General features: G+C 52.2%; 24 protein-coding genes. 9 read left to right on the top strand and 15 right to left on the bottom strand.

Features of this window, described 5'->3' with window-relative positions; all coding sequences use genetic code 11:
• Window positions 1-16: 16 nt before the first annotated feature.
• The 8 genes from IPG22_04110 (at window position 17) to IPG22_04075 (ending at window position 6,845) form a co-directional block, all read left to right on the top strand.
• Complete coding sequence (locus tag IPG22_04110) at window positions 17-781, top strand: class I SAM-dependent methyltransferase (protein ID MBK6587489.1); 765 nt, start codon at window positions 17-19, stop codon at window positions 779-781.
• Window positions 778-1,515 (top strand): copper homeostasis protein CutC, encoded by a 738-nt coding sequence (locus IPG22_04105; protein MBK6587488.1) that lies wholly within the window; start codon window positions 778-780, stop codon window positions 1,513-1,515. Before IPG22_04110 ends, IPG22_04105 begins: the two co-directional genes overlap by 4 nt.
• 62 nt (window positions 1,516-1,577) lie before the next feature.
• Window positions 1,578-2,555: a glycosyltransferase family 2 protein gene (locus IPG22_04100; protein ID MBK6587487.1), complete on the top strand. Its 978-nt coding sequence runs from the start codon at window positions 1,578-1,580 to the stop codon at window positions 2,553-2,555.
• Between the two features lie 602 nt (window positions 2,556-3,157).
• The gene (asnB, locus tag IPG22_04095) at window positions 3,158-5,062 is read left to right on the top strand and encodes an asparagine synthase (glutamine-hydrolyzing) (GenBank protein MBK6587486.1); all 1,905 of its coding nucleotides are present in this window, start codon (window positions 3,158-3,160) and stop codon (window positions 5,060-5,062) included.
• A gap of 63 nt (window positions 5,063-5,125) precedes the next feature.
• Window positions 5,126-6,076, top strand: a complete 951-nt coding sequence (gene pip, locus IPG22_04090) for a prolyl aminopeptidase (GenBank protein ID MBK6587485.1) — start codon at window positions 5,126-5,128, stop codon at window positions 6,074-6,076.
• Window positions 6,077-6,171: 95 nt separating this feature from the next.
• Window positions 6,172-6,432 carry a twin-arginine translocase TatA/TatE family subunit gene (locus IPG22_04085; GenBank protein ID MBK6587484.1) on the top strand — a complete coding sequence of 87 codons (261 nt, stop codon included), beginning with the start codon at window positions 6,172-6,174 and terminating at the stop codon, window positions 6,430-6,432.
• A gap of 3 nt (window positions 6,433-6,435) precedes the next feature.
• Window positions 6,436-6,639, top strand: a complete 204-nt coding sequence (locus IPG22_04080; GenBank protein MBK6587483.1) for a type II toxin-antitoxin system HicB family antitoxin — start codon at window positions 6,436-6,438, stop codon at window positions 6,637-6,639.
• Window positions 6,636-6,845, top strand: a complete 210-nt coding sequence (locus IPG22_04075; protein ID MBK6587482.1) for a type II toxin-antitoxin system HicA family toxin — start codon at window positions 6,636-6,638, stop codon at window positions 6,843-6,845. Before IPG22_04080 ends, IPG22_04075 begins: the two co-directional genes overlap by 4 nt.
• Here the strand turns inward: IPG22_04075 and IPG22_04070 are convergent.
• Window positions 6,842-7,636, bottom strand: coding sequence for a class I SAM-dependent methyltransferase (locus tag IPG22_04070; protein ID MBK6587481.1), 795 nt, complete (start codon window positions 7,634-7,636; stop codon window positions 6,842-6,844). The two genes, IPG22_04075 and IPG22_04070, sit on opposite strands and share 4 nt — an antisense overlap.
• Window positions 7,637-7,792: 156 nt before the next feature.
• On the opposite strand from IPG22_04070, the gene IPG22_04065 reads away from it, so the two are divergent.
• Window positions 7,793-8,566: a glucose 1-dehydrogenase gene (locus tag IPG22_04065; GenBank protein ID MBK6587480.1), complete on the top strand. Its 774-nt coding sequence runs from the start codon at window positions 7,793-7,795 to the stop codon at window positions 8,564-8,566.
• Between the two features lie 26 nt (window positions 8,567-8,592).
• Here the strand turns inward: IPG22_04065 and IPG22_04060 are convergent, their stop codons facing one another.
• The 14 genes from IPG22_04060 to IPG22_03995 form a co-directional block, all read right to left on the bottom strand.
• Window positions 8,593-9,336 carry a carbohydrate-binding family 9-like protein gene (locus IPG22_04060; protein MBK6587479.1) on the bottom strand — a complete coding sequence of 248 codons (744 nt, stop codon included), beginning with the start codon at window positions 9,334-9,336 and terminating at the stop codon, window positions 8,593-8,595.
• A gap of 22 nt (window positions 9,337-9,358) precedes the next feature.
• A complete protein-coding gene (locus tag IPG22_04055) occupies window positions 9,359-10,024 on the bottom strand; it encodes a hypothetical protein (protein ID MBK6587478.1) in 666 nt (221 codons plus the stop codon).
• 49 nt (window positions 10,025-10,073) lie between these two features.
• Window positions 10,074-11,795, bottom strand: coding sequence for an AarF/ABC1/UbiB kinase family protein (locus IPG22_04050; GenBank protein MBK6587477.1), 1,722 nt, complete (start codon window positions 11,793-11,795; stop codon window positions 10,074-10,076).
• On the bottom strand, window positions 11,796-12,164 hold the full coding sequence (locus IPG22_04045; protein ID MBK6587476.1) for a VOC family protein: 369 nt from the start codon (window positions 12,162-12,164) through the stop codon (window positions 11,796-11,798).
• The gene (locus tag IPG22_04040; GenBank protein MBK6587475.1) at window positions 12,161-13,114 is read right to left on the bottom strand and encodes a bifunctional riboflavin kinase/FAD synthetase; all 954 of its coding nucleotides are present in this window, start codon (window positions 13,112-13,114) and stop codon (window positions 12,161-12,163) included. Before IPG22_04040 ends, IPG22_04045 begins: the two co-directional genes overlap by 4 nt.
• Window positions 13,115-13,167: 53 nt before the next feature.
• The gene (locus tag IPG22_04035) at window positions 13,168-13,746 is read right to left on the bottom strand and encodes a hypothetical protein (protein ID MBK6587474.1); all 579 of its coding nucleotides are present in this window, start codon (window positions 13,744-13,746) and stop codon (window positions 13,168-13,170) included.
• Window positions 13,743-14,567 carry a 1-acyl-sn-glycerol-3-phosphate acyltransferase gene (locus IPG22_04030; protein MBK6587473.1) on the bottom strand — a complete coding sequence of 275 codons (825 nt, stop codon included), beginning with the start codon at window positions 14,565-14,567 and terminating at the stop codon, window positions 13,743-13,745. Before IPG22_04030 ends, IPG22_04035 begins: the two co-directional genes overlap by 4 nt.
• Window positions 14,568-14,573: 6 nt before the next feature.
• Window positions 14,574-16,343: an FAD-binding oxidoreductase gene (locus IPG22_04025; protein MBK6587472.1), complete on the bottom strand. Its 1,770-nt coding sequence runs from the start codon at window positions 16,341-16,343 to the stop codon at window positions 14,574-14,576.
• Window positions 16,340-17,197, bottom strand: a complete 858-nt coding sequence (locus IPG22_04020) for a helix-turn-helix transcriptional regulator (GenBank protein MBK6587471.1) — start codon at window positions 17,195-17,197, stop codon at window positions 16,340-16,342. Before IPG22_04020 ends, IPG22_04025 begins: the two co-directional genes overlap by 4 nt.
• A gap of 6 nt (window positions 17,198-17,203) precedes the next feature.
• Window positions 17,204-18,169, bottom strand: a complete 966-nt coding sequence (gene rfaD, locus IPG22_04015; protein ID MBK6587470.1) for an ADP-glyceromanno-heptose 6-epimerase — start codon at window positions 18,167-18,169, stop codon at window positions 17,204-17,206.
• 24 nt (window positions 18,170-18,193) lie between these two features.
• On the bottom strand, window positions 18,194-19,774 hold the full coding sequence (locus IPG22_04010; GenBank protein ID MBK6587469.1) for an NAD(P)/FAD-dependent oxidoreductase: 1,581 nt from the start codon (window positions 19,772-19,774) through the stop codon (window positions 18,194-18,196).
• A gap of 17 nt (window positions 19,775-19,791) precedes the next feature.
• Window positions 19,792-20,409, bottom strand: a complete 618-nt coding sequence (locus tag IPG22_04005) for an NYN domain-containing protein (GenBank protein MBK6587468.1) — start codon at window positions 20,407-20,409, stop codon at window positions 19,792-19,794.
• Window positions 20,410-20,570: 161 nt separating this feature from the next.
• On the bottom strand, window positions 20,571-20,996 hold the full coding sequence (locus IPG22_04000; protein MBK6587467.1) for a hypothetical protein: 426 nt from the start codon (window positions 20,994-20,996) through the stop codon (window positions 20,571-20,573).
• A 4-nt stretch (window positions 20,997-21,000) separates the two neighbouring features.
• Entirely contained in the window at window positions 21,001-21,978 is a 978-nt protein-coding gene (locus tag IPG22_03995) for a deoxyhypusine synthase family protein (protein ID MBK6587466.1), read from the bottom strand.
• Window positions 21,979-22,045 lie beyond the last annotated feature (67 nt).

Genomic DNA, 22,045 nt, shown 5'->3' with positions numbered 1-22,045 from the left:
TGGTTAAATAGAGTTTATGAGCACATCCTTACCACAAGAAATGCAGCAGCACACCTACGCCATCATGGACGAGGTCGAAGGCTCGCATTGGTGGTTTGTCGGGCGGCGAGCGATCCTCGAAACGTTTCTTAAACAGATAATCCAAAATCCAAAATCCAAAATCCAAAATCCAAAGATTTTGGATGTCGGCTGCGGAACCGGTGCGAATATCGAGATGCTAACGCAGTTCGGTGATGCTGAGGGCGTGGACGTATCGGATGATGCGTTGGAGTTTTGTCGGCTTAAAGGTTTAAAGGTTCAGAAAGGCCTCGCCGAGACGCTGCCGTACGCAGACGAGACTTTCGATCTAACGACCGCTCTCGATGTGATCGAGCACCTTGATGACGATGTTGCCGGGTTAAAAGAAATGTTCCGCGTTACAAAAAGCGGCGGCTACTCGCTCTTTTTTGTGCCAGCATTTATGTGGCTCTGGGGCGTGCAGGACGATATCTCGCATCATCGCATCCGTTATACCCGCAAACAGATAACCGAACGTATAGAAAAAGCGGGCTATGAAGTCGAACGAGCGACCTACGCAAACATCACATTCTTTCCGCCCATCTTCGCGGGCCGCACGCTGATGAAACTCACCGGCATCAAACCCGAATCCGAAAACAACATCACCATCTCAGGCCTCAACGGCATTCTCGGGAAGGTCTTTTCGTCGGAGAGTTTGTGGCTCAAGAATTTCAATTTTCCGTTTGGCGTGTCGATCGTCGTGGTCGCGAGGAAGCCGGAATGAGAGTTGCTGTAGAGATATGTGTAGATTCCGTACAATCTGCTGTCGCCGCTCAAGCGGGCGGAGCTCAGCGGGTTGAGCTTTGTGACAATTTGATGGAGGGCGGGACGACGCCGAGTTTTGGCTCGATCGAGGTCGCGAGAAAGCTGTTAGATATTAAGCTTCATATTATCATCCGCCCGCGTGGCGGCGATTTTCTTTATTCGGATACTGAATTTAAGATCATGAAACGCGATATCGAGGCGGCGAAAGGCCTCGGCGTTGATGGAGTCGTGATCGGGCTGCTTGATCGAGAAGGGAATATCGATGTGACGCGAACCGCCGAACTCGTCGAGCGATCGCGGCCGATGACAGTAACTTTTCATCGTGCTTTCGATGTCTGTGTCGATCCATTCAAGGCTATCGATCAACTTGCCGAGATCGGCGTCGACCGCATTCTCACATCCGGCCAGGAGGTGACTGCGGTCGAAGGCCTCGACATGCTCGCCGAATGCGTCAAATACGCCGCGGGCCGGATCTCGATCATGGCGTGCGGCAATCTGAACGAACGAAATATCGCCAAAGTGATCGGGACGACAGGCGTTTCAGAAGTCCACTTCACCGCCTTCGGCGAGGTCGCGAGCGAAATGCGTTACCGCAACGAGCGCGTCTTCATGGGCGGAACCTTGCGGCCGCCGGAATATGCTCGAGCGGTAACCGATGCCGAGGTTGTTCGAAAGACGATCGCCGCCTCATGATCGGTCCACTGTATTTTTTACCCCCGAACCGCTAAACTACAACGTTTGCTGTGAGTATTTAGATGGATTCTACTGAAAATGTAAAAACCGTTGAAGCGCCGGAATTGTCGCTTTTCTTACCGGTTCTCGACGAAGAAGAAAACCTGCGCCCGATGCACGCCAAGATACAGGCGGCTTTGGACGCGCTTGGCAAGACGGCTGAGGTTATCTATGTCGATGATGGGTCGACGGATAAGAGTCTCGAGATCTTGAAGGAACTCGCGGCGTCGGACGATCGCGTTCGGGTGATCTCGCTGCGTAGAAATTACGGCCAAACGGCGGCAATGTCGGCTGGGATAGACGCTGCGAAGGGCGAAATTTTGATCCCGATGGACGCTGATCTGCAGAATGATCCGGCTGACATCAGACGATTGCTCGATAAGCTCAACGAGGGCTACGATGTCGTATCGGGCTGGCGAAAGAACCGTCAGGACAAGCTCATTTCCCGTAAGATCCCGTCGCAGATCGCGAACCGCATCATTTCGTGGATCGGCGGTGTTCCGCTGCACGATTACGGCTGTTCGCTCAAGGCTTATCGTCGTGACGTTATCCAGGACGTTCGGCTCTACGGCGAAATGCACCGTTTTATCCCGATCTACGCATCATGGGCCGGAGCCCGCGTTGCCGAGATCCCGGTCGATCACCACGCCCGGACAATGGGCAAGTCAAAATACGGCATCTCGCGCACGATAAAGGTCGTTTTTGATCTCATTACGATCAAGTTCATGGCGGAGTATCACACGAAGCCGCTATATGTATTCGGTGCTTTTGGGATGCTGGCGTTTTTTATCTCGATGATCGCCGGCGTGTGGGCATTGTTCCTGAAGATCTTTTACGCCACATCATTCATCCTCACGCCGCTGCCTATCATCACGGTCGTTATGCTTGCGATATCGGTGCAGTTCTTTTTGATGGGCCTGCTCGCGGAACTGCTCGTCCGTACTTATCACGAATCCCAGAACAAGGCGATCTATGCGGTGCGGGAAAAGATAGGATTTTAAAAAGTCACGGTTCGATTTAGAGCAGCAATGAAATCTCAAGTTCGCCAGTTCAGCTTTATTGTAGTGACTCTATTGTTTACGTGCTCTGCATTATGGGCCTTTGGACAAAGAAAGACGAATGTAACCCCCGAGCTAAGCCGAAAGAATCCGGACAAGTGGTTCAGTATTTTAATTCCCACGTCCATGACTAAGCTAACCGGATTAGCGGACGTTGACGGCGGGTTTTATGAAGCTCCTGGTATCCGGATCTCGTTTAGTTATTGGACGCATAAGAACACGCCTAATTATGTTATCAATAGCAGAACCGCCTTTCCACAAAAACTTGTTTTTGTTTGCGAGAAATCAAAAGAGACGCGAGTCTTTCGAACGAAAATAAGATCGAAGAAGGCAGTCGTACAGAGGTGTCCCGAAACCGGAGCAAGTAATTTTCGTTATCTATACCACGTTAATTTCCCCACAATAAAAGTATTTGATGGAGAATCCTTTGGCGAGGGCACATTTACTCTTGCCGTCAATTACAGCAATAAGCGTTACCTAGGCCTAGCCTCCCAGATTGCCCATTCGATAAAATTCAGGAGCAAACTACCAAAAAACTAATACCAATGTGCGGAATCGCAGGCTGGATAAACCTGAAACAATCTGACGTAACCCACCACACCGAGGCAGTTCTCCATTCGATGTGTGAGCGGATCGTGCATCGTGGGCCTAATTCTGAGGGGATCTGGATGGACGACACGATAGCGCTTGGGATGCGGCGGTTGTCGATCATTGACCTGCATACGGGCGATCAGCCGGTTTTTAGTGAGGACAAATCCGTCATCGTGATGATGAACGGCGAACTTTACAACTATCGCGAGGTTCGTGACGAACTCGAAAAGAAAGGCCACAAGTTCGTCACAAAGTCCGACACCGAGATACTGCCGCATCTTTACGAAGAATATGGCGAAGACCTTGTCGATCATCTGAACGGCATGTACGCGTTCTCGCTCTGGGACACGCGTAAGAAAAAACTCATCATCGCCCGCGACCGCTTTGGCGAAAAGCCTCTATATTACGGCATTTTTGACGGCAAAGTGCTTTACGCGTCCGAGCCGAAAGCCATCCTCGCTCATCCGTCAGTCAAGCCAGAGCTGAATCTCGATGCGATGCGGCATTATCTGAGCTACGACTACGTTCCGGCTCCGCATTCGATCTACAAAGGCATCTCAAAACTTCCGGCCGCCCACGTACTTACAGTCGAGAACGGAGAGATAAAAACGCGGCGTTATTGGAATTTGACGTTTGCTAAGAGCGGTAACACGTCGATAGAAAAATCAGCGGCAGAGCTAAAAGATCTGCTTTCAGATGCCGTCAGAATGCGGCTCGTAGCGGATGTACCACTCGGTGTTTTGCTTTCCGGCGGCGTTGATTCGTCGGCAGTTGCAGCGTTTGCCACGCAGCATGCAACCGAGACGGTGAAGACATTTTCGATCGGCTTTACCGAAGATTCCTTCGACGAGACCAAATACGCCCGCCAGGTCGCCGCCCATCTCGGCACCGATCATCACGAAGAGATCCTGAGCGTCGCAAAGGCCGCTGAACTGATCAGCGATATCGGTTCTTGGCTGGATGAGCCGATGTCCGACGGCTCACTCATCCCTACGTATCTGCTCGCACGGTTTGTCCGCAAACATGTAACCGTCGCTCTCGGCGGCGATGGCGGCGATGAGCTGTTTGCCGGATACCCGATGTATTACGCACATAAGGTGGCAAAGCTCTATTCAACGGTCCCGGGTTTTGTCCGTTCGGGATTGATCGAGCCGATCGTGCGCAGTTTGCCAGTGTCGACCAAGAACCTTTCCTTCGAATATAAGGCCAAACGGTTCGTCCGAGCGTCAAAATACGACACGGTCACGCGGCATCATTCGTGGTTCGGTTCGTTCACTCCTGACGAACAGAAACTTCTTCTGACCGAGCACGCCCTAAAAAATTCGAGCGGCGATATTTATGCGGGGGCGAGAGATCTGCTCAAGCTATGCGACGCGACCAGCGAGATCGAGCAGATGCAGTACCTTGACATGAATTTCTACATGGCCGAGGATATTCTCACCAAGGTCGATCGTGCGTCGATGGCGGTCAGCCTTGAGACACGAGCTCCGTTTCTCGATCCGCGAGTCGGGCAATTTGCTGCTTCACTGCCGCTGGATTACAAGCTGCGCGGCAGCAAAGGCAAGCACATTCTAAAAAGATCGCTCGAAGGATTGCTCCCGTCTAATATCCTTCACCGCTCAAAAAAAGGCTTTGGAATTCCGATCGCCGAATGGCTGAAAACACTACTCAATCCGCTGATGCACGACATGCTGGCACCTGAGCGGTTAAATGCTCAAGGCATATTTGAAAGCGATTATGTTCAAAAACTGATCGCCGAGCACGAAAAAGGCGTCGCTAGCCATCACAAGCAGCTTTGGACGATGCTGGTCTTTCAGCTTTGGCAAGAGAATTTCTTAAACCCGGGAATGCCGGCCTGAATGCCGGGAACGCAGCCGAGGGCGGCCTGCGTTCCCGGCATCGGCATCTGTTATTATTAGAATATGGCAAATCTTTACCCTGAGATCGAACCTTTTGACAGCGGAATGTACATCGTGTCGGATATTCACACGATCTACTACGAACGCGTCGGTAATCCGAACGGCATTCCGGTCGTTTTTCTGCACGGCGGGCCCGGCGGTGGGTTGATTCCGCTTTACCGGCAGTTCTTTGATCCAAAAGTTTATCAGGTGATCCTGTTCGATCAGCGCGGCTCGGGCAGATCGACGCCGCACGCGGAGCTTCGTGAGAACACTACGTGGGACCTGATCAAGGATATCGAAGCGCTCAGAAATAAATTCGGCATCGATCAGTGGTACGTCTTTGGCGGTTCGTGGGGAAGCACGCTGAGCCTTGCTTATGCGATCTCGCATCCGAACAGGTGCCTTGGCCTCATTCTTCGCGGGATATTTCTTACGCGTAAGAAAGAACTGGATTGGTTTTATCAATACGGAGCGTCGGAGATCTTTCCCGATTTCTGGGAACGCTATCGCGATGAGATCCCGGTCGAGGAACGCGGAGATTTCATTTCGGCGTATCACAAACGCCTTACCAGCGATGATGAGCAAACCCGGCTCTCAGCCGCACGTGCCTGGAGCGTTTGGGAAGGCTCGACATCCAAGCTATACCCCGACAAAAACCTTATGGATCATTGGGAAGGCGAACACGAAGCTCTCAGTCTTGCGCGTATCGAGTGCCATTACTTTATGAACGGCTCGTTCTTCCCGACAGATAACTATTTGCTCGAGAATGTCGATAAGATCCGCCATATTCCGACGGTGATCGTGCAAGGCAGATACGACGTTGTTTGCCCGATCACATCAGCATGGGATCTGCATCGGGCGTTTCCTGAGGCCGAATTTATCGTGATCCCCGACTCCGGGCATTCCGTCTCGGAAAAGGGCATTTCGTCGGCTTTGATCGATGCAATGGACCGATTTAAGGCGAAGCATTAATATTTTGCGTGAATCTTTGCGCAAATAGGTTTATTATTTAGACATATTTAGGCCCTTCGGTCATTTTTAGGATCTAAAGGCAGAGGAATAATATTATGAATTTTGGAACTACAGAAATTCTCCTGATCGTCGCTGTTCTCTTCTTGCTCTTCGGAGCGACCCGTTTGCCGCAGCTTGCCAAATCGCTCGGTCAATCGCGCAAAGCCTTCAAAGACGGAATGCGCGAGGCAGAAGAGGAAGAAAGAGCCGAAGCTCAGAAGCTTTCCGCAAACACCGCCGCTCCGCAGATCAACCAGATGAGCGATGAAGCCCTGATGGAAGAAATGCGTAAACGGGCGGAGATGAAGCAGGCGTAAAATATGAAAGTTAAAGTAGTTGTTCACGAAGCTGAAGAGGGAGGATTTTGGGCTGAAGTTCCTTCGATACCAGGGTGCGCGACTCAAGGCGATTCATTTGAAGAACTTCTTGAAAATCTTTACGAGGCAGTCGAGGGATGTCTCGCCGTTGATTTGTCTAGTATAAAGATGGGAAAGACGGACCGCCTACTTGAAATTGCTATATGAAACCGATCTCAGGCAAGGAGTTTGCAAACCTTGTCGAACGATTCGGGTGGACTTTGTTGCGTGTCAATGGAAGCCATCATATATGCGGAAAGCCCGGAAGCATCGTTAGGTTATCAATCCCAGTTCACAAGAATCAGATGTTGAAGGCCGGCCTCCAACAACACCTGATGAAGGCGGCAAATATAAAAGAGGAAGACCTGATCTAACCTTTCTCCCCCGTAAGTAAAGTCGCTTTCACCGTAAACCTAAAAGTTATTTTGCCGTCTTCGGCATCGATCAGTTGGGCGAGTTGTTTTACGACTCGCTCTTTTTCGTTTTCGTCGAGCGTTTCGAGCCAGACGGGCATCAGAAAATCTGCAACGAGAGGCGATTCGATAAATTCGGCTCCGTTATCGTATTCGAAGAGCTCGGTCGCCATTTGCGTGTTGATATTAACGAGATCGTATCGTGCGGCGAGTTCCTCGATACGGGAAACGGTCGGGAGTTCTGCGATAAGCGTCTCGACTGCGGGGCCGTATTCGGTCAGGTCTTCGTTGAAAAAAGCTTCCCAGAGAAGGGAGAAAACCTCGCCGAAACTGCCTGCCGTCGGCAGAAATATAGCAATGTCCCCACCAGTTCTTGCAACTCGGATCGTGTTCTCGATGAATGATTCGATATCAGCCGGCTTAACAAAACTCGCATCCGCCAGAACGGCGTCGAACGAATCATCTTCGAACCGGATCATCGAAAAGTCGACCGGAGCCTGTATGGCTGCCGCTTTGTCACTGGCGATAGTGAGCAGGTCTTCGTTCTCGCTGGTCGCAAAAACGTCGGTCTTTTCGCCAAAACGTTCGTGAATGGCGAGGGCATGGCCGCCGATTCCGGCGTTGATGTAGAGCATATTTTCCGAATCCCTCAGATCCATATGCTTGTCCACGAGGTCGGTGAACCGCTTCGTCCAGTCGTCTTGAATGTATAAGTCACGCAGAAACGCGAGTTCCTTTTGTGTTTTTTCCATAGCTTAATCGTAAATAGGAAATAGGAAATAGTAAACAGTAAACAGGGAATAGGGAATAGGAGATAGGGAAAAGGAATCGGGATAGGTAGAGGTATCGATCTCACCAATTCCTATTCCCTATTTACTATTACCTATTCCCTCACTTACGATTGAGTCATGACAAAGAACGTAAAAGAACTTTTCGACCTGACCGGCAAAACCGCTATCGTCACCGGCGGGTCGCGGGGAATCGGCAAAGAAATGGCAGAGGCGTTGGCTGAAGCCGGTGCGAATCTGATGCTCTGCGCCCGGCGTGCGGAGTGGCTCGAAGATACGGTGAATGAATTTGCGGCCCGTGGATTTAACGTCGCCGGCAAAGTATGCGACGTTTCAAAGCCTGAAGAGGTTCAGGCGGTTGTTGATTCGACCATCAAGAGATTCAGTTCCGTCGATATTCTCATCAACAACGCCGGAATCTCGTGGGGAGCGATGCCCGAGGAAATGCCGCTCGAGCAGTGGCAGAAGGTGCTGAATGTTAATCTCACTGGCTGTTTCGTTTTCGCCCAGGCAGTAGGCCGCGAAATGCTGAAGCAGAACAGCGGTTCGATCATCAATATCGCTTCTATCGCCGGCCTGACCTCGTCCGCGAACGGCCCATTCTATGCGGGTTACGTCGCCAGTAAAGCCGGTTTGATCGGCCTCACACGCGAACTCGCGGCAAGCTGGGGCAGAAAGGGAATACGCGTCAACGCGATCGCGCCGGGATTCTTTCATTCGCGATTGGCGGATGCGGTTATAGATATCTATGAACGGTCAATTCAGGAAAACAACGTGATCCCGCGCGTAGGCAGCGAAGGCGAATTAAAAGGCGTGACCGTTTTCCTCGCGTCCGACGCTTCAAGCTACATCACGGGGCAAACCATTGCCGTCGACGGCGGAATGACGGTCTGACTGGAGGGCGAGCATCCTGCTCGCCCTTATTTCACGAACTCAAACTCGCCGAATTTTGAAGGCACATGAAAATTCGGTTTCGCGGTTTTTGTGGGCTGCCACGCGAGATAGCCGCGGTTGGGATCTTTGCCGATGCAGCGAAAGAGATTGCCGAGCCAGACGTCGCCGCTCTTTGGAGTTTTGCCGAATGCTTTCCACGGTATCTTGATCGCCATCACGATCTTTTCAGGTTCGATCGACACCGCCGATTCCATTCCTGATGAATATTCCAGATCGGTTTTGCGTTTATTCGCCGACCACTGAATTCCGAGGTCGACCCATTCTCCGGTCGGGGCTACTTCGAATTCGAAATACCTGCTTCTGTCCGCCTTGTCCGGCACGATAAAGATCTCGCAGACGTCGCGGTTCCACAGGCCGATCGTTTTGCTGCCGAGTTCGGGAGTTTCTGATACGACCAGCGGTTCGGCCTGGTGGCCATCAAAACGGACGTACAGAGCATCCTTCGACCACAAAAGTCGAGCCTTGAACTGTCGTCCAGCCGGAGCTTTTTTGCCGGACCAGTAATTCTCAACTGACACTAAAGCCGCGTGGTCCCATGCCTCGTCCTTTAACGAACTGACGGCAAGATCACTGTTCAAGAAAGGGATCTTTATCTTCGGCATAGATCGCTGTGCTGAAATGTTTATCCAGAACAAGAAAAGAGCCGCTATAAGCGCTAGGTGTTGAGAGCTTATCGTGCTTTTTGCCCCGAAGGCCTTCTGTTTAGCCATCTAACCTCGATCACGGTCGAACCTAGCGACCAGCGACGACGCGAACAGTTGCAGGCTCAAATGTCGTGTTGACAAGCTGTGTCTTGATGGTCGAAACGCTCTGGCGGGCGGGTTTCGAACTGAAGATGATCTGGTGATCTCGTACCGGAGCATCAGCAGCGACACGGAAGGTGACGGTCATGACCGGCTTCCTGCCAGCGGCAAATGCCTCCGCTGAATCGAGCATTGCGCCGAGCCTGCCGGCGGCGGTCTGCTCTGCATTGACTGTTAAAACCGCAGATTTCGGCGTTCCGGGGCTGATCTTCGAAGACACGTATGTGAAAACAGCCGGATCGAACTCAAGCGAGAAAACCATGACGGTGACGTCGTCATTTGAATCGAGATCGAGTTCTAAAGTTACCTCGCGTCCGGCAGTCGCTGTCACGTTTCGAGCTCTGATGGTGGCCGTCGGAACGTTTTGTGCCGCATTCGCATTGGCCGGCATCTGTGCAGGCGCATTGGAATTCGCCGGGGCTTGCGGAACCACATCGGTGTTAGCCGAGGCCGGCGTAGGAACGGCCGAATTAGCGGCGGTAGATTGCGACAGATTCGAATTTCCTGGTTTCTGCGTATTCGCATCGGTCTGTGAACAAGCGATAGCGAAAACGCTCGAAAAGATCAGGAAGGCCAGCGGTAGCTTCACATTCATTGCCATAAATTACAAGAATAACATGAAAGCCCGGCCGCCTGGGTACTGACTAGTTATTCAAAACTGTTCGAAATGCCATCTTCGCGAGTTTCCACGTACGATCCCAATCGATCTTGCCGCCTTCGTCGCGGCCCATCAGTTTGTCGACAAAGAATTTGCGGAAATCTTTGCTCTCGCGCCTGAGCATGAATTCCTTGGCGTACGGTTTTGCCGTTTCGAAGAAATTGAATTCCGGATCGGTGATGATCCCGATACCCTCGAGCGTCATCAGCGCACGCATGATGTACGTAAAATTCGACGGTAGACGGAACGGATAATCGTACATCACGTCGGCCAGATCGTAGGTCAGCTCTTTGAAATTAACGTCCTTGAGCTTCAGGTTGAAGTGAAACTCGAACATCTTTTCAACGACGGGTTTTACCGTCGAATGCGGCGTACCGGGTTTGAGGAAATCGAGATCGATCAGATCCTGAGCAATGCCCGCCGGGTCTTTGCTGACGACATGAAAGAACGCATCGATCATCTTTGCCTGCAGTTCAGGCGTGATACGGCCGACCATGCCAAAATCGAAGAACGCGAGGCGTCCGTCCGGCATTACCAGCAAATTGCCCGGATGCGGATCGGCGTGGAAAAAGCCATCTTCGAGAAGCTGTTTAAGGTAAGTCTTTATGAGCAAACGGTTTATAATTGCCGGATCAACGTCGCGGCGAACCAATTCCTCGAGATCGGTAACCTTGGTGCCGTGAATGAATTCCATCGTCAGGACCTTCGAGGTTGAAGCATTCCAGTAAATGGTCGGTACATGGACATTGGTCCATGTCCTGAAGCTCTCGCGAAAACGCTCAGCGTTGCGGCCTTCCGCACGATAGTCCATTTCCTCGTGAACCGTCGTGTTAAATTCGCGAAGCATTCCTGCCCAGTCGGCATTTTCATTTAGCTGCGGGAATCGTTCGGCAAATTTGGCGACCTTCTCGAGGATCACGATATCACCCTTGATAGTTGCGTCGAGATTGGGCCGCTGTACTTTAACGGCGACTTCCTGGCCAGTGTGCAGGCGAGCTCGATACACCTGTCCGAGTGAAGCAGCCGCGAGGGGTTCGAGTTCAAATTCGGCGTAAACTTCGTTGATCTTTCGGCCGAGTTCGCGTTCAATTATCGCGAAAGCGACATCATTCGGAAATGGCGGTACCTGATCGACGAGCGTGCCGAGCTCTTTTACGAACGGCAGCGGCAGGAGATCGGCACGTGTTCCCATCGACTGGCCAATCTTGATAAACGTCGGCCCGAGTCTGATCAGCTCGTCTTTCAGCCAAAGGGCCTGACGCTCCTGGATCTTTTCGCGATTGGTTTCCGTCCCAAGGAAAAACCGGCGGAGGCTTTTGAGAAATTTCTGAAAGAACCAAAGGCGGATCGCGTAGAGTTTTTCGCCGTAATATGCCGCCCGGGTCAAACGCATCGCTGATCTCAGCCGTTCGAGCTTTTGCTTGGTCTGCATTTTCAGATGCAGATCGAGTTGGTCGAGGTAAAGATACAGAGCGAGCATCGCGATCACACGCGATATCTGAAACAGACGCAGATAGCCGCGGATGCCATGGAACTTGCTGTTCTCGCTGGTTTCCACGTTCTGCAGTTCGCGTTCTTCGTCAATAAGCTGGTCATTCGTGACCTTTTTCGCGATCGCCAGGTCTTTTGTCGGCACAAATCCGTTCGAGCCATTTCCAATTGGCTCAAGCAGTTCACGCTCTTTCACAAGTGTTCCGTTTTCTAACATTTATTCCGCCTTGATCTCCTGCCCGAACTGCAGAATGTAACCGTTGTTATCGTAAACCGCAAATTCACGCATTCCCCACTCGAATTCTTCGATGCCGTAGCAGATCTTTGCTTTATCCTTAACCTTTTCCCACATCGCATCGACATTGTCGGTCGTGAAGTAGAACGTGCCGGTGAACCCGATCTTTTCGTAAGGCATATGCTCGTTCGGCTTCGCAAACATCACGGCAACCTCATCGATCCAAAGCGTTGTCCAGCCCCAATCGAAGTTGACTTCACCCTCGGAAAAACCGAGGACACTAGTATAAAACTCTATCGTGCCAGCAAGATCTTCGGTCCGCATCAATGGCGTTAGTTCGGTTATTTTCATAACAGCTCTAGCATGTTCTTTACGCCCTGATGGTGGAAATAGTTCCTCGCCCGGTTCGAGTCATTTTCGATCTGGGCCTTCAGTTCATCGATGCCGTTGAACTTTCGTTCGTCGCGAATGCGGTGCAAAAAACGAACTCTAAGCACGTCGCCGTAGAGGTCGCCGTCGAAGTCGAATACATATGTTTCGATAGAAGGGTCGGCATCGGATTCAAAAGTCGGGCGAACGCCGATATTTGTTATGCTTTTGCGCCAGGAACCGTCGATCAGGGTTGCGGTCGCGTAAACGCCGAATTTCGGGATAACGCGATTCCGCGGTTTTAGATTTGCTGTTGGAAATCCGATGGTATGGCCGCGGCGGTTACCGCGGATGATCACGCCCTCGACGCCGTACGGACGCCCGAGCATGCGGCGGGCGAGATTGACGTAACCCTCGGCGAGAAGCCTACGGATCTTTGAAGAGCTAATCCGCATTCCGCGAAGCTGGATCTCGTCGACCTCATCTGCAACAAAGCCAAGTTTCTCGCTCATCGTTCGCAGAAGCTCGATATTACCGCCGCGATCCTTGCCAAAGGCAAAACCTTTGCCGAGATAGACCTCCCTTGCCTGCAAACGGTCATGAATGATATCAGCAAGGAAATTCTCAGCGGGCTGACCTGCAAACTCACGTGTAAACGGAATTACGATGGTCTGCTCGATGCCGAGAACCTCGAGGTTCGCGAGCCGCTGATCGAGCGTCTGCAGCATCGGCGGAGCCGAATCAGGATGCAGAACAGCCCGTGGATGAGGGTCAAAGGTTATAGCGGTCGCAACCGCCTCGACCGCCTTGGCCCGCTCGACGACCTTTCGCATTATTTCCTGGTGCCCAAGATGCAGTCCGTCAAAAACGCCGAGCGTCAGAACGGTCGGCCGCGTGATGTTGGCATTTTCGGTTCCGTGAAATATCTTCATCAGGGAAATGTTATTTGAGCAGGCGGGAATAGGCAACCGGCCAGAAAATTAGCCTATTTTATGGGAGCGAGAAGCTTCTTCATTTCCGCCTTTGTCAAGATTCGATAAGAAGGCTGAACCGCTTCATCGTAAGCTTTGCTATGGTGAACTGCCGGATAGTTTCTCGCCTTCATTTCGGTGTCGAGTGAGAGCCAATCACCATATTTCAAGTTTCCGGCGGGTCGTTTCTTCAAACGCCTGCCGAGTTCGTTCCACGCTGTCACAAAATTCTTGCCGTCAGATCGGTATTCGCGGCTGCTGGCGAGGAATGCGTCAAGCAGGTCATCGGGCTTGCCGCCGCGGGCTTTGAAGGGCCGCAGGTTCAGCCTCCCGATGTCGTCGCCCTTACAAAGTGGGTCCCAGATCGGCTCAACGGCAGCTTTTGCGCTTAGTGAATCCCATTCGCCCATCATCCAGTTTCGGGCAGATTCGGTATCCGGAACGGCGTGTTCACCGCCGCGTGTCGCCTGAAACGTCCATTTATAGGCGTCCTCGATACGCACATTCTTGTCCGCCTTCCATTTCGGCAATGCAAAATCTATCAGAGCCGACGGCAGACATGAGAGAAGCAATGTCAGGGCGAGTACGTTCATGGCGTTGGGTGTGCAGCGAAGAATTCCTTCTCCATCTGCGCGATCACAGCTCCGATCTCTTTGACAGCCGCGATGCTGGCCTGTTTTTTGGACGTGCCTTCGATATTTGGCTGGATGAGCTTCATATTGAGGCTGAAATTGGAGCCTTTCGGCGGATAATTCGAGAAGGCCTTCTGAAGCGGGCTGCGGATGTAGACGCAAAGAACACGGGCGTTTTCGAGCGATGTCAGGATCTTGCCGGTGCCGAAGCGGAGTTTGTCCACATCAAAACGTCCCTCCCGGCTGCGTTGGCCTTCGGGAAATATCAGTACGACATTTCCTTTTGCCAATAAATATCGGCACAGATTGAGGACCGCATTTTTATGAGCCGGCGAGCCTTTGCGGTCGATGAAGATGCATTTCGTTAGGTAAAGAATGGCGTGATAGTGCAGCTTTTTCTTAAAGAAATCACCGGCCGGAACGTTCCACATGAACGCTTTATAATTGAACAGATACCACAAATTCGATGCTAACGCCCAGATAACCAAAGCCGAATCGATAAACGTCAGATGATTTGAACAGATGACCAGCGGATATTGCCCCCGCTCTTTGTCCTCCCAGATCTGCCTAAACTGTTTGCGGATCTCCGCCATATTCTCGATGCGGTAGCCCTGGACATATTTCATTACCGCGACCAGCAAGCCGCCGACCGGAAGCAGCAAAATACGGCACAGGTTAGACTGAAAACGCGTCTTCTCGATCTGCCACAACGGCGGATCGTCCACGCCGCCGCTCAGTTTTGCGGTCTTGATCAACTGGATCAATCGTTCGGCTCGCATCATAGCTCTTTACCTCAGGCTCTGATTTCCTGCTCCAAAAATATTCTGCGGATCAAGGCTTTTCTTGATGTCTTTCTTCCATTTCAAAGCCGTTTCGGACATGATCTCCGGCAGATACTGCTCGCGGATCTTGCCGATGCCGTGGTGATGCGAAAGCGAACCTCCGCATCTCAATATTTCCTCGCGAGCGATGTTTTCCAGCTCCAGATAGACCTCGGATGGGTTCTCAACACCTTTGTAGTAAAAGCCGAAGTAGAAATAGATCGCGACGCCCGTTCGATAGACCTGCGTTATACGAGATGTGACGAACGGCGTCCCGGGAAGGCCGCGTTTCGTATATTCCTCGCGCAGCACGCGTTTGACGTTGTCACAGATCTTGAGCGCATCGCTCCACGCACACGAGGTTTCGAAGGACTCAGCGATGATGTAGTAATTCATCAAAAAGTCACGAATATAAGCGATGCTGTACGTCAGCTGATAGCCGCGACGGCCATTTTCGGCACCGGCTTTCATCCCGCCGTGCTTGGCGGCGATGCGGTAAACGTCCGTTTGCTGGCGGTCAACCTCTTGCTTTGTGCCTTCGAAAACCAAAGTCAGAGCGACCATTTTGTAAGGATCAAATCCTTTAACCTTCGTGACGACAAACTTTTCGATGCTGCTCTTCCAAACCTTTAGTCCGTTCGATGCTGGCTTCAGAGCGAGCCCGAACTGGAACTGCAAATTGTCCACCAGACGAACACTAGCGGGCGGTGTCGATGTGTGAGCAAGCTCTTGCATGAAGGCGTAACCGGCCTCATAACTCGGAAACAAAACCGAGCCATAAGCCTGTGATTCCGGCAGAGGAAAAAGCTTTACGATCGCCGACGTAACGATACCCAACGTGCCTTCCGAGCCGAACATCAAACGGCGGAGATCGGAGCCGACGGATTCGCGTGGGGCGGCGGTCGTGCGTTTTAGCTCGCCGTCGGCAGCGGCGACGGTGATATCGACGACGATGTCCTCGATATTGCCGTATTTGTTCTTTTTCATGCCGCTCGCGTTGGTCGCGATCCAGCCGCCGAGGGTTGAGAATTCGACGCTGTCAGGCTCGTGGCCCATCGAAACGCCGTATTTTGCAAGCTGCGTCATGATATGACGGCCGACGGCTCCGGCTTCGATACAGGCCATCATATTTTCCTTGTCGATCCACAAAATGCGGTTCATCCGCCGCATGTCGACAGTCGCTATCACGCGATTTTCATTGTCGCTGCAGCGTAATGCGTCGGTGACGTTCGTGCCGCCGCCGAATGGGATGAGCACAACATTATGATCCTTCGCCGTCGCGATGAGTGAAGCGACCTGAGCTTCGCTCTCCGGATACAAAACCACATCCGGGATGCGACCGAGGCGTTTGTGCTTGATGGCGTACATCTCTTCCTGCGTGTGGCCGTGGCCGTGGCGCAGGCGATTTTCGCCGGAGGCGTCGATCTGCTCTTCCTTCAGGAATTCGCGGATGGCCTTGCTGAAAGCAGGTGACTCGATCGCGGCGGGAATTTCGGTCGGATAGGAATTTCGATGTTGATCTTTCGGATCCAGGTCGATCGCCAGAGTTTCGCGGATCCACGGCAGCAGACGGGGTAATTCCTGTCCGCTCAGTTCGTAACGGCTGCCGGTGATCTCGACAACATCACGCTCGTTGATCGCAAAACTCGTGTCGCGAAAACCCCAATTTTCCCAGCTTTCCGCTTCGTCGGCACCGATGACTATCGGTTCCGGATAGATCAAATTATCTTTATTCATCGCTTAGTAACAGCGAGTTTGAACCATCGGGGGCAGAAATGCTTGAACGCTTCTGCTATTTGAGGAATGAAATGATGGTGCTTTCCTTGGTGAGGGCGGACGGGGCGATCCCCAGGCAGCGAGCGGAAAGTGCGAGTGAGATGTGCGGAGTCAGCAAAACCCGCCTCGTGGGCAACTTCGGTCAGAGATTCACCTTTTGCGAACAAGTGCATCGCATCACGCAGACGCAGCCACAGTAGATATCGGCGGACCGGAACTCGTACGTTTTCAGTAAAAAGGTGCGAGAAACGGCTTTCTGAAAGCTCGACCCCAGCGGCGATCTCCTGTACAGAAATGCCCTCATCGCGGCTCGCCCTGATCCATTCGATGCTCTGTGCGACGCGGCTGTCGATCGGCAGGCTTTCACCGTTATCGATGGCTGCGACCATTTGTTGGCAAATATTATCGACATCACCTGCCGCCAAACGTTCGTCAAAATCCGCAAAGATCGCACGGATCTTCGTAACGGCTTCTGTCGTAAGCCTTGTAATTCCTTTCTTGGAGAATATCGGCGCCAGCGGTTGTGCAAGTTTGGTCTCCGGAGCAAGAAGGAGCATCACCATCCAATTGTGGCGTCCATCGATGGCGTGGGGCTGGCCGGGTGCGATGATGGCGGATTCGTAGTTGGTGAAAGTGTCGTCTTCGTGGGTTCTCAACGCAAAGCTCTGCTCGAGTGCCACGCATACCTTGATCGCCGGCGATTCGTGCAGGCTAGCATCCGCGGCCCGGCCGAGAAAGATCGCCTGCTCGTCCCAAACGAGTACGGTACCGCACCAATCGTGCGTGGAAACAAAGATGTCGTCGATCTGGCTCATAGGGAACTAGTCGCCGAGGTGCTTGTCCGGGACAAGGTAATTCTGAACGTAATCGGCGACGGCGTCAGCGAGCGGCGTGATCGGCTTTGCATATCCGGCATTTCGTATCCGCGTCAGGTCGGCCTGCGTATGATATTGGTACTTGCCGCGAAGCTGCTCGGGCATGTCGATGTATTGAATGTTCGGTTTCCTGTCCAATGCAGCAAAAGCGGCGTTAGCCAGGGAATTCCACGTCGCCGCTTCTCCCGAGCCAACATTGAACAGCCCGCCGACACTGTTTTCGAGAAAATGCAGCGTCATATCGACCGCATCCTTCACATAAACAAAATCCCGCCCGAATTCACCATCCTCGAAATTTGGATTATAGCTGCGAAAGAGCCCGATCATCCCGGTCGCGTTTATCTCGCCAAAAGCCTTGTTCACGAGCGAACGCATGTCGCCCTTATGGTCCTCGTTCGGGCCGAAGACGTTGAAATATTTGAGCCCGACGATGCGGTCGAACATGCCGTTTCGAGCCGCATACTTGTCAAAAATATGCTTCGAATAGCCGTACATATTCAGCGGCCGCAGGGCGTCGAGATGTTCCGTTCCGTCATCCATTCCGGCTGAACGGTCACCGTACGTTGCCGCCGAAGAAGCGTAAACAAAGCGTATATTATTCGCGACAGCGAAATCCGCGAGATCCTTTGTGTACTGATAGTTATTACGCATCAAGTAATCGCTATCACGTTCCGTGGTCGCTGAACAGGCTCCGAGATGAAAGATGCCCTGAGCATCCTTGAAATCGCCGAGATCGTCGAGAAAATCGTCCGCATCTAAATAATCAGCGAATTTCAGCGGAACCAGATTCTTCCACTTATCGGTCTCATCTAGGCGGTCAACGATCAGAATGTCGTCGTGGCCCAGCTCATTGAGCCGCCAGACGACTGCACTACCGATAAATCCTGCTCCGCCTGTAACAATTATCTTCATTAGAAACGATGATACACCGACCGCTTACGATTCGGGAACTGTCTTCGAACCGGGGCGGCGAAACTCCATCGTTCCGTCATCGAGCCGTCCACGCCGGAGCATTCCGAGATCTTTGACGTAATTCTGATACAAACGCCACGGCGGTTTCGTGCCCTGACTTGGAAGTTCACTCAGAGCACGAACCACGTATCCGGAATTAAAATCCAGAACAGGTTCGGGCTTCACCGTCGGGTCGGTAAGACGTGGTGCACAGCTCGCAAAGCCGTTCTCGTCCATGTACTTTATCAGGCGGCAGACGTATTCACTCGTCAGGTCGCATTTGAGCGTCCACGATGCGTTCGTATAGCCGAATGCTTGAGCGAGATTAGGAATATCGCTGTACATCATGCCTTTGTAGGCCATTACCTTCGAGAGATCGACCGTTTCTTCATCAACGACGAGCGTGAGGCCGGACATTATCTTTAGCACCAAACCGGTCGCGGTGACGATGATATCGGCATCGAGCTGTTCGCCATTCGTGAGCCGGACGCCGGTTTCGGTGAACTTTTCGATCTCGCCGTTGACGACAGAGGCCGAACCTTCGCGGATCGCGCGGAAAAGGTCCGAATCGGGCACGACACACAGCCGCTGATCCCATGGATCGTATCTCGGCTGAAAGCTCTCCATCGCCTGCTCGTCGCCAAGCTCAGCCCTAACACCTTTCGCGATCAGCCGCTTCATGAATTCCGGCCGCTTTCGCGATATCTCGTAAAACAGCATCTGCCGCAGAATATTTTTCCACCGCGAGAGCATATATGCGGCTCGGTCGGGAAACAGTTTTCGAAAGAGGTTGGCTATCCCGTCCTGCGAAGGCATCGTCACGATATACGTCGGCGAACGCTGTAGCATCGTGACATGCTCCGCCGTTTCAGCCATCGCCGGAACGAGAGTGACCGCCGTCGCCCCGCTGCCTATCACGAGAACGCGTTTCCCCGCATGATCTAAACCTTCCGGCCATTTCTGCGGATGCACGAGCGTTCCGCGATATTCCTTAATGTTCGGCCAGTCCGGCGTGTAGCCCGCCTCGTAATCATAGTAGCCGGTGCAGAGGTAGAGGAATTTGCATGTTAAGACCCGCGTCTCTCTTTGCGGTTTCTTTGCTCCTTCGCGGCTTTGCGGGAAAGATCCAGCGACGGCGGGGCCTTCCACATATCCCGGCGAGGTCTCCTCCGCAGTCGAGCCCTTACTTACGTGCGGGCTACTGACACTGACACTGACTTTCCAAACCGAATCATCCGACGACCATTCGGCCCGCGTCACGCGATGTCCGTATCTGATGTGCTTGTCGAGATCGTACTCATTCGCGGTATCGCGGATGTACCTGAGTATCGACGGCCCGTCCGCGATCGCCTTGCCGTCACGCCACGGCCTGAAACGATAACCCAGCGTAAACATATCCGAATCCGACCGCACACCCGGATACCGAAACAGATCCCAAGTCCCACCCGAAGCCTCACGTCCCTCTAGTATCGCAAACGTCTTATCCGGACAGTCCATCCGCAACCGAGCCCCAGCCCCGATCCCGGACAGGCCCGCGCCGATAATGAGGACGTCGAAATGCTGCATTTAAGTCCTTTCGAAATTTACCAGATTAACGGTTTGTGAAATGTTCCGTTGGCATCTGTCAAAGTATTCGGGAATTGACTTGCCAGCAGAACGCCTGTTCTAAGCTTTTTCATGAATGTTGCGTGTTGTTTGAGATGGAAGCTTGGATGCTTTTGTGGATTAACGATCCCGACGGCCAGGCCTAACTCGTCTTTCACGATCTTTAGCGGTTCCAACAGATCAGAATCATTTGTGACCATCACGGCCATTTCAAAATCTTTCTTGTAGGCGTCATTTACTAAATGGACGGCCAGATTGACGTCCGAGCCTTTCTCCTCAGTCTTTACGACTCGCGCATATTGCTGCGGATTCGTATTTGCTAAAGGCATCATCACGTCCTTCGTCAGAAATCTTCCTTCGATGATCTCAATTTGCGGTACCGTCGATAGAGCTCGGAAATATGTGTTTTGACGAATTGGCTGATCTGGGTCAGAGGCTCTAGCTGAAACTCGGGCGGTAAAATACTTGACCTTATTTATTGAGTCATTTGGGAACAGTAGCTGACAGGCCTTAAATGGATTGAGCCATTTATACGGCGTTCCCCTTGTCGCACCGTAATAAAGATTAAACCCATCGATATAAACGTTTATGTTCATCAAAACGTGAGTGAAAAACGCAGAAGGCGAAGTAATTGCTTACCCCGCCCTCGCACCCGCCTGTCGAAACAAACGGGGGAATATGTGAGAAGCATAACTCCGATCACTCAATCGTGTCAATGGACGGGCCTCTGCGCTCATCAAGAATCAGAACAAATGCTTCAGAGGTCAAACGGAGAATACATCTGAACTGCTGGGAAATCTACAGTTGCTCGAAATTTCGGTTCATACCAATCAATATTGTGTGTAGCCTGAATCTTACCGTCGACAACCTTGAAGTCTTCAAATCTAAGGTTTTCTTCTGTCCTTTCCCGGCCGTACAAAAACCATTCCCATCGAACCCATGAAGCAGATTTTATCTCGAATTCCGATCCACTGATCTTTGATTTCGAAGGATCCCAAACTGACAAAGTCTCATCTTCATTAAACCGAATCGTCAAAACATTCTCTACCGCCGATGCCGAAACTACTTGGTGTCCGTTGTCATAGGGACGCCCAAACCACTCGCCGAAGAATCTTAGCGAACCGGCCTTTATCTTTGAAACTGTCCTGTTGATCTCTGTCGCAATGGATTGAGCTTCAGTCATGACGTCACCACCCCAAAATATAAGCAAACATCAACGGAGCCACGATCGATGCATCCGATTCCACAATAAATTTAGGCGTCGTCGCTTCGAGTTTGCCCCAGGTGATCTTCTCATTCGGCACGGCTCCTGAATACGAACCGTACGATGTGGTCGAATCCGAGATCTGACAAAAATAGCCCCAGACAGGAACGCCGTCTCGCTGGAGGTCCTGGTGAAGCATGGGCACGACGCAGATCGGGAAATCGCCGGCGATGCCGCCGCCTATTTGGAAGAATCCGATGGTTGAGTCGTCGGTCGCGTTCGCGGTGTACCATTCGGCGAGGGACATCATGTATTCGATGCCGGTGCGGACGGTGTGGACGTTTTTGATGTCGCCGGTGATGACGTGGCCCGCGAACATATTGCCCATCGTCGAATCTTCCCAGCCCGGCACGACCATAGGCAGGTTTTTCTCCATCGCGGCGTACATCCACGAATCTTTGAGGTCGATCTGGTAATACTCCTCAAGCGAGCCGTTTTTTAGCACCTGATACATGAATTCGTGCGGGAAGTACTGTTTGCCTTCCTGATCGGCCTTGGTCCAGACATCGACCATCGCCTTTTCCAATCGCCGCATCGCTTCCATCTCGGGGATACACGTGTCGGTCACGCGGTTCATATGGCGGTCGAGCAGGTCCTGTTCGTCAGCCGGCGTCAGGTCGCGGTAATGCGGCACGCGCTCGTAGAAGTCGTGGGCGACAAGGTTGAACAGGTCTTCTTCGAGATTGGCTCCCGTGCAGGAAATGATCTGCACCTTGTCCTGACGGATCATCTCCGCCAGACTCAAGCCCAATTCGGCTGTCGACATCGCTCCCGCGAGCGTGATCATCATCTTCCCGCCGCCATCGAGGTGCTTGACGTAAGCTTCCGAAGCGTCGATAAGGGCCGCCGAATTGAAATGGCGGTAATGGTGTTTGATAAAATCGGTGATCTGGTTATTCATGATTAAATTGCCCGCGAATTGCTGCAAGTATTTAAAGGAAATAATACCGCATTCCGGGCCTGTCATG

The sequence above is a fragment of the Acidobacteriota bacterium genome (genome assembly GCA_016703965.1).
Lineage (GTDB): Bacteria > Acidobacteriota > Blastocatellia > Pyrinomonadales > Pyrinomonadaceae > OLB17.
The sequence above is the reverse complement of the archived record's forward strand: the minus strand, read 5'-3'. Positions and strand labels throughout refer to the sequence as shown.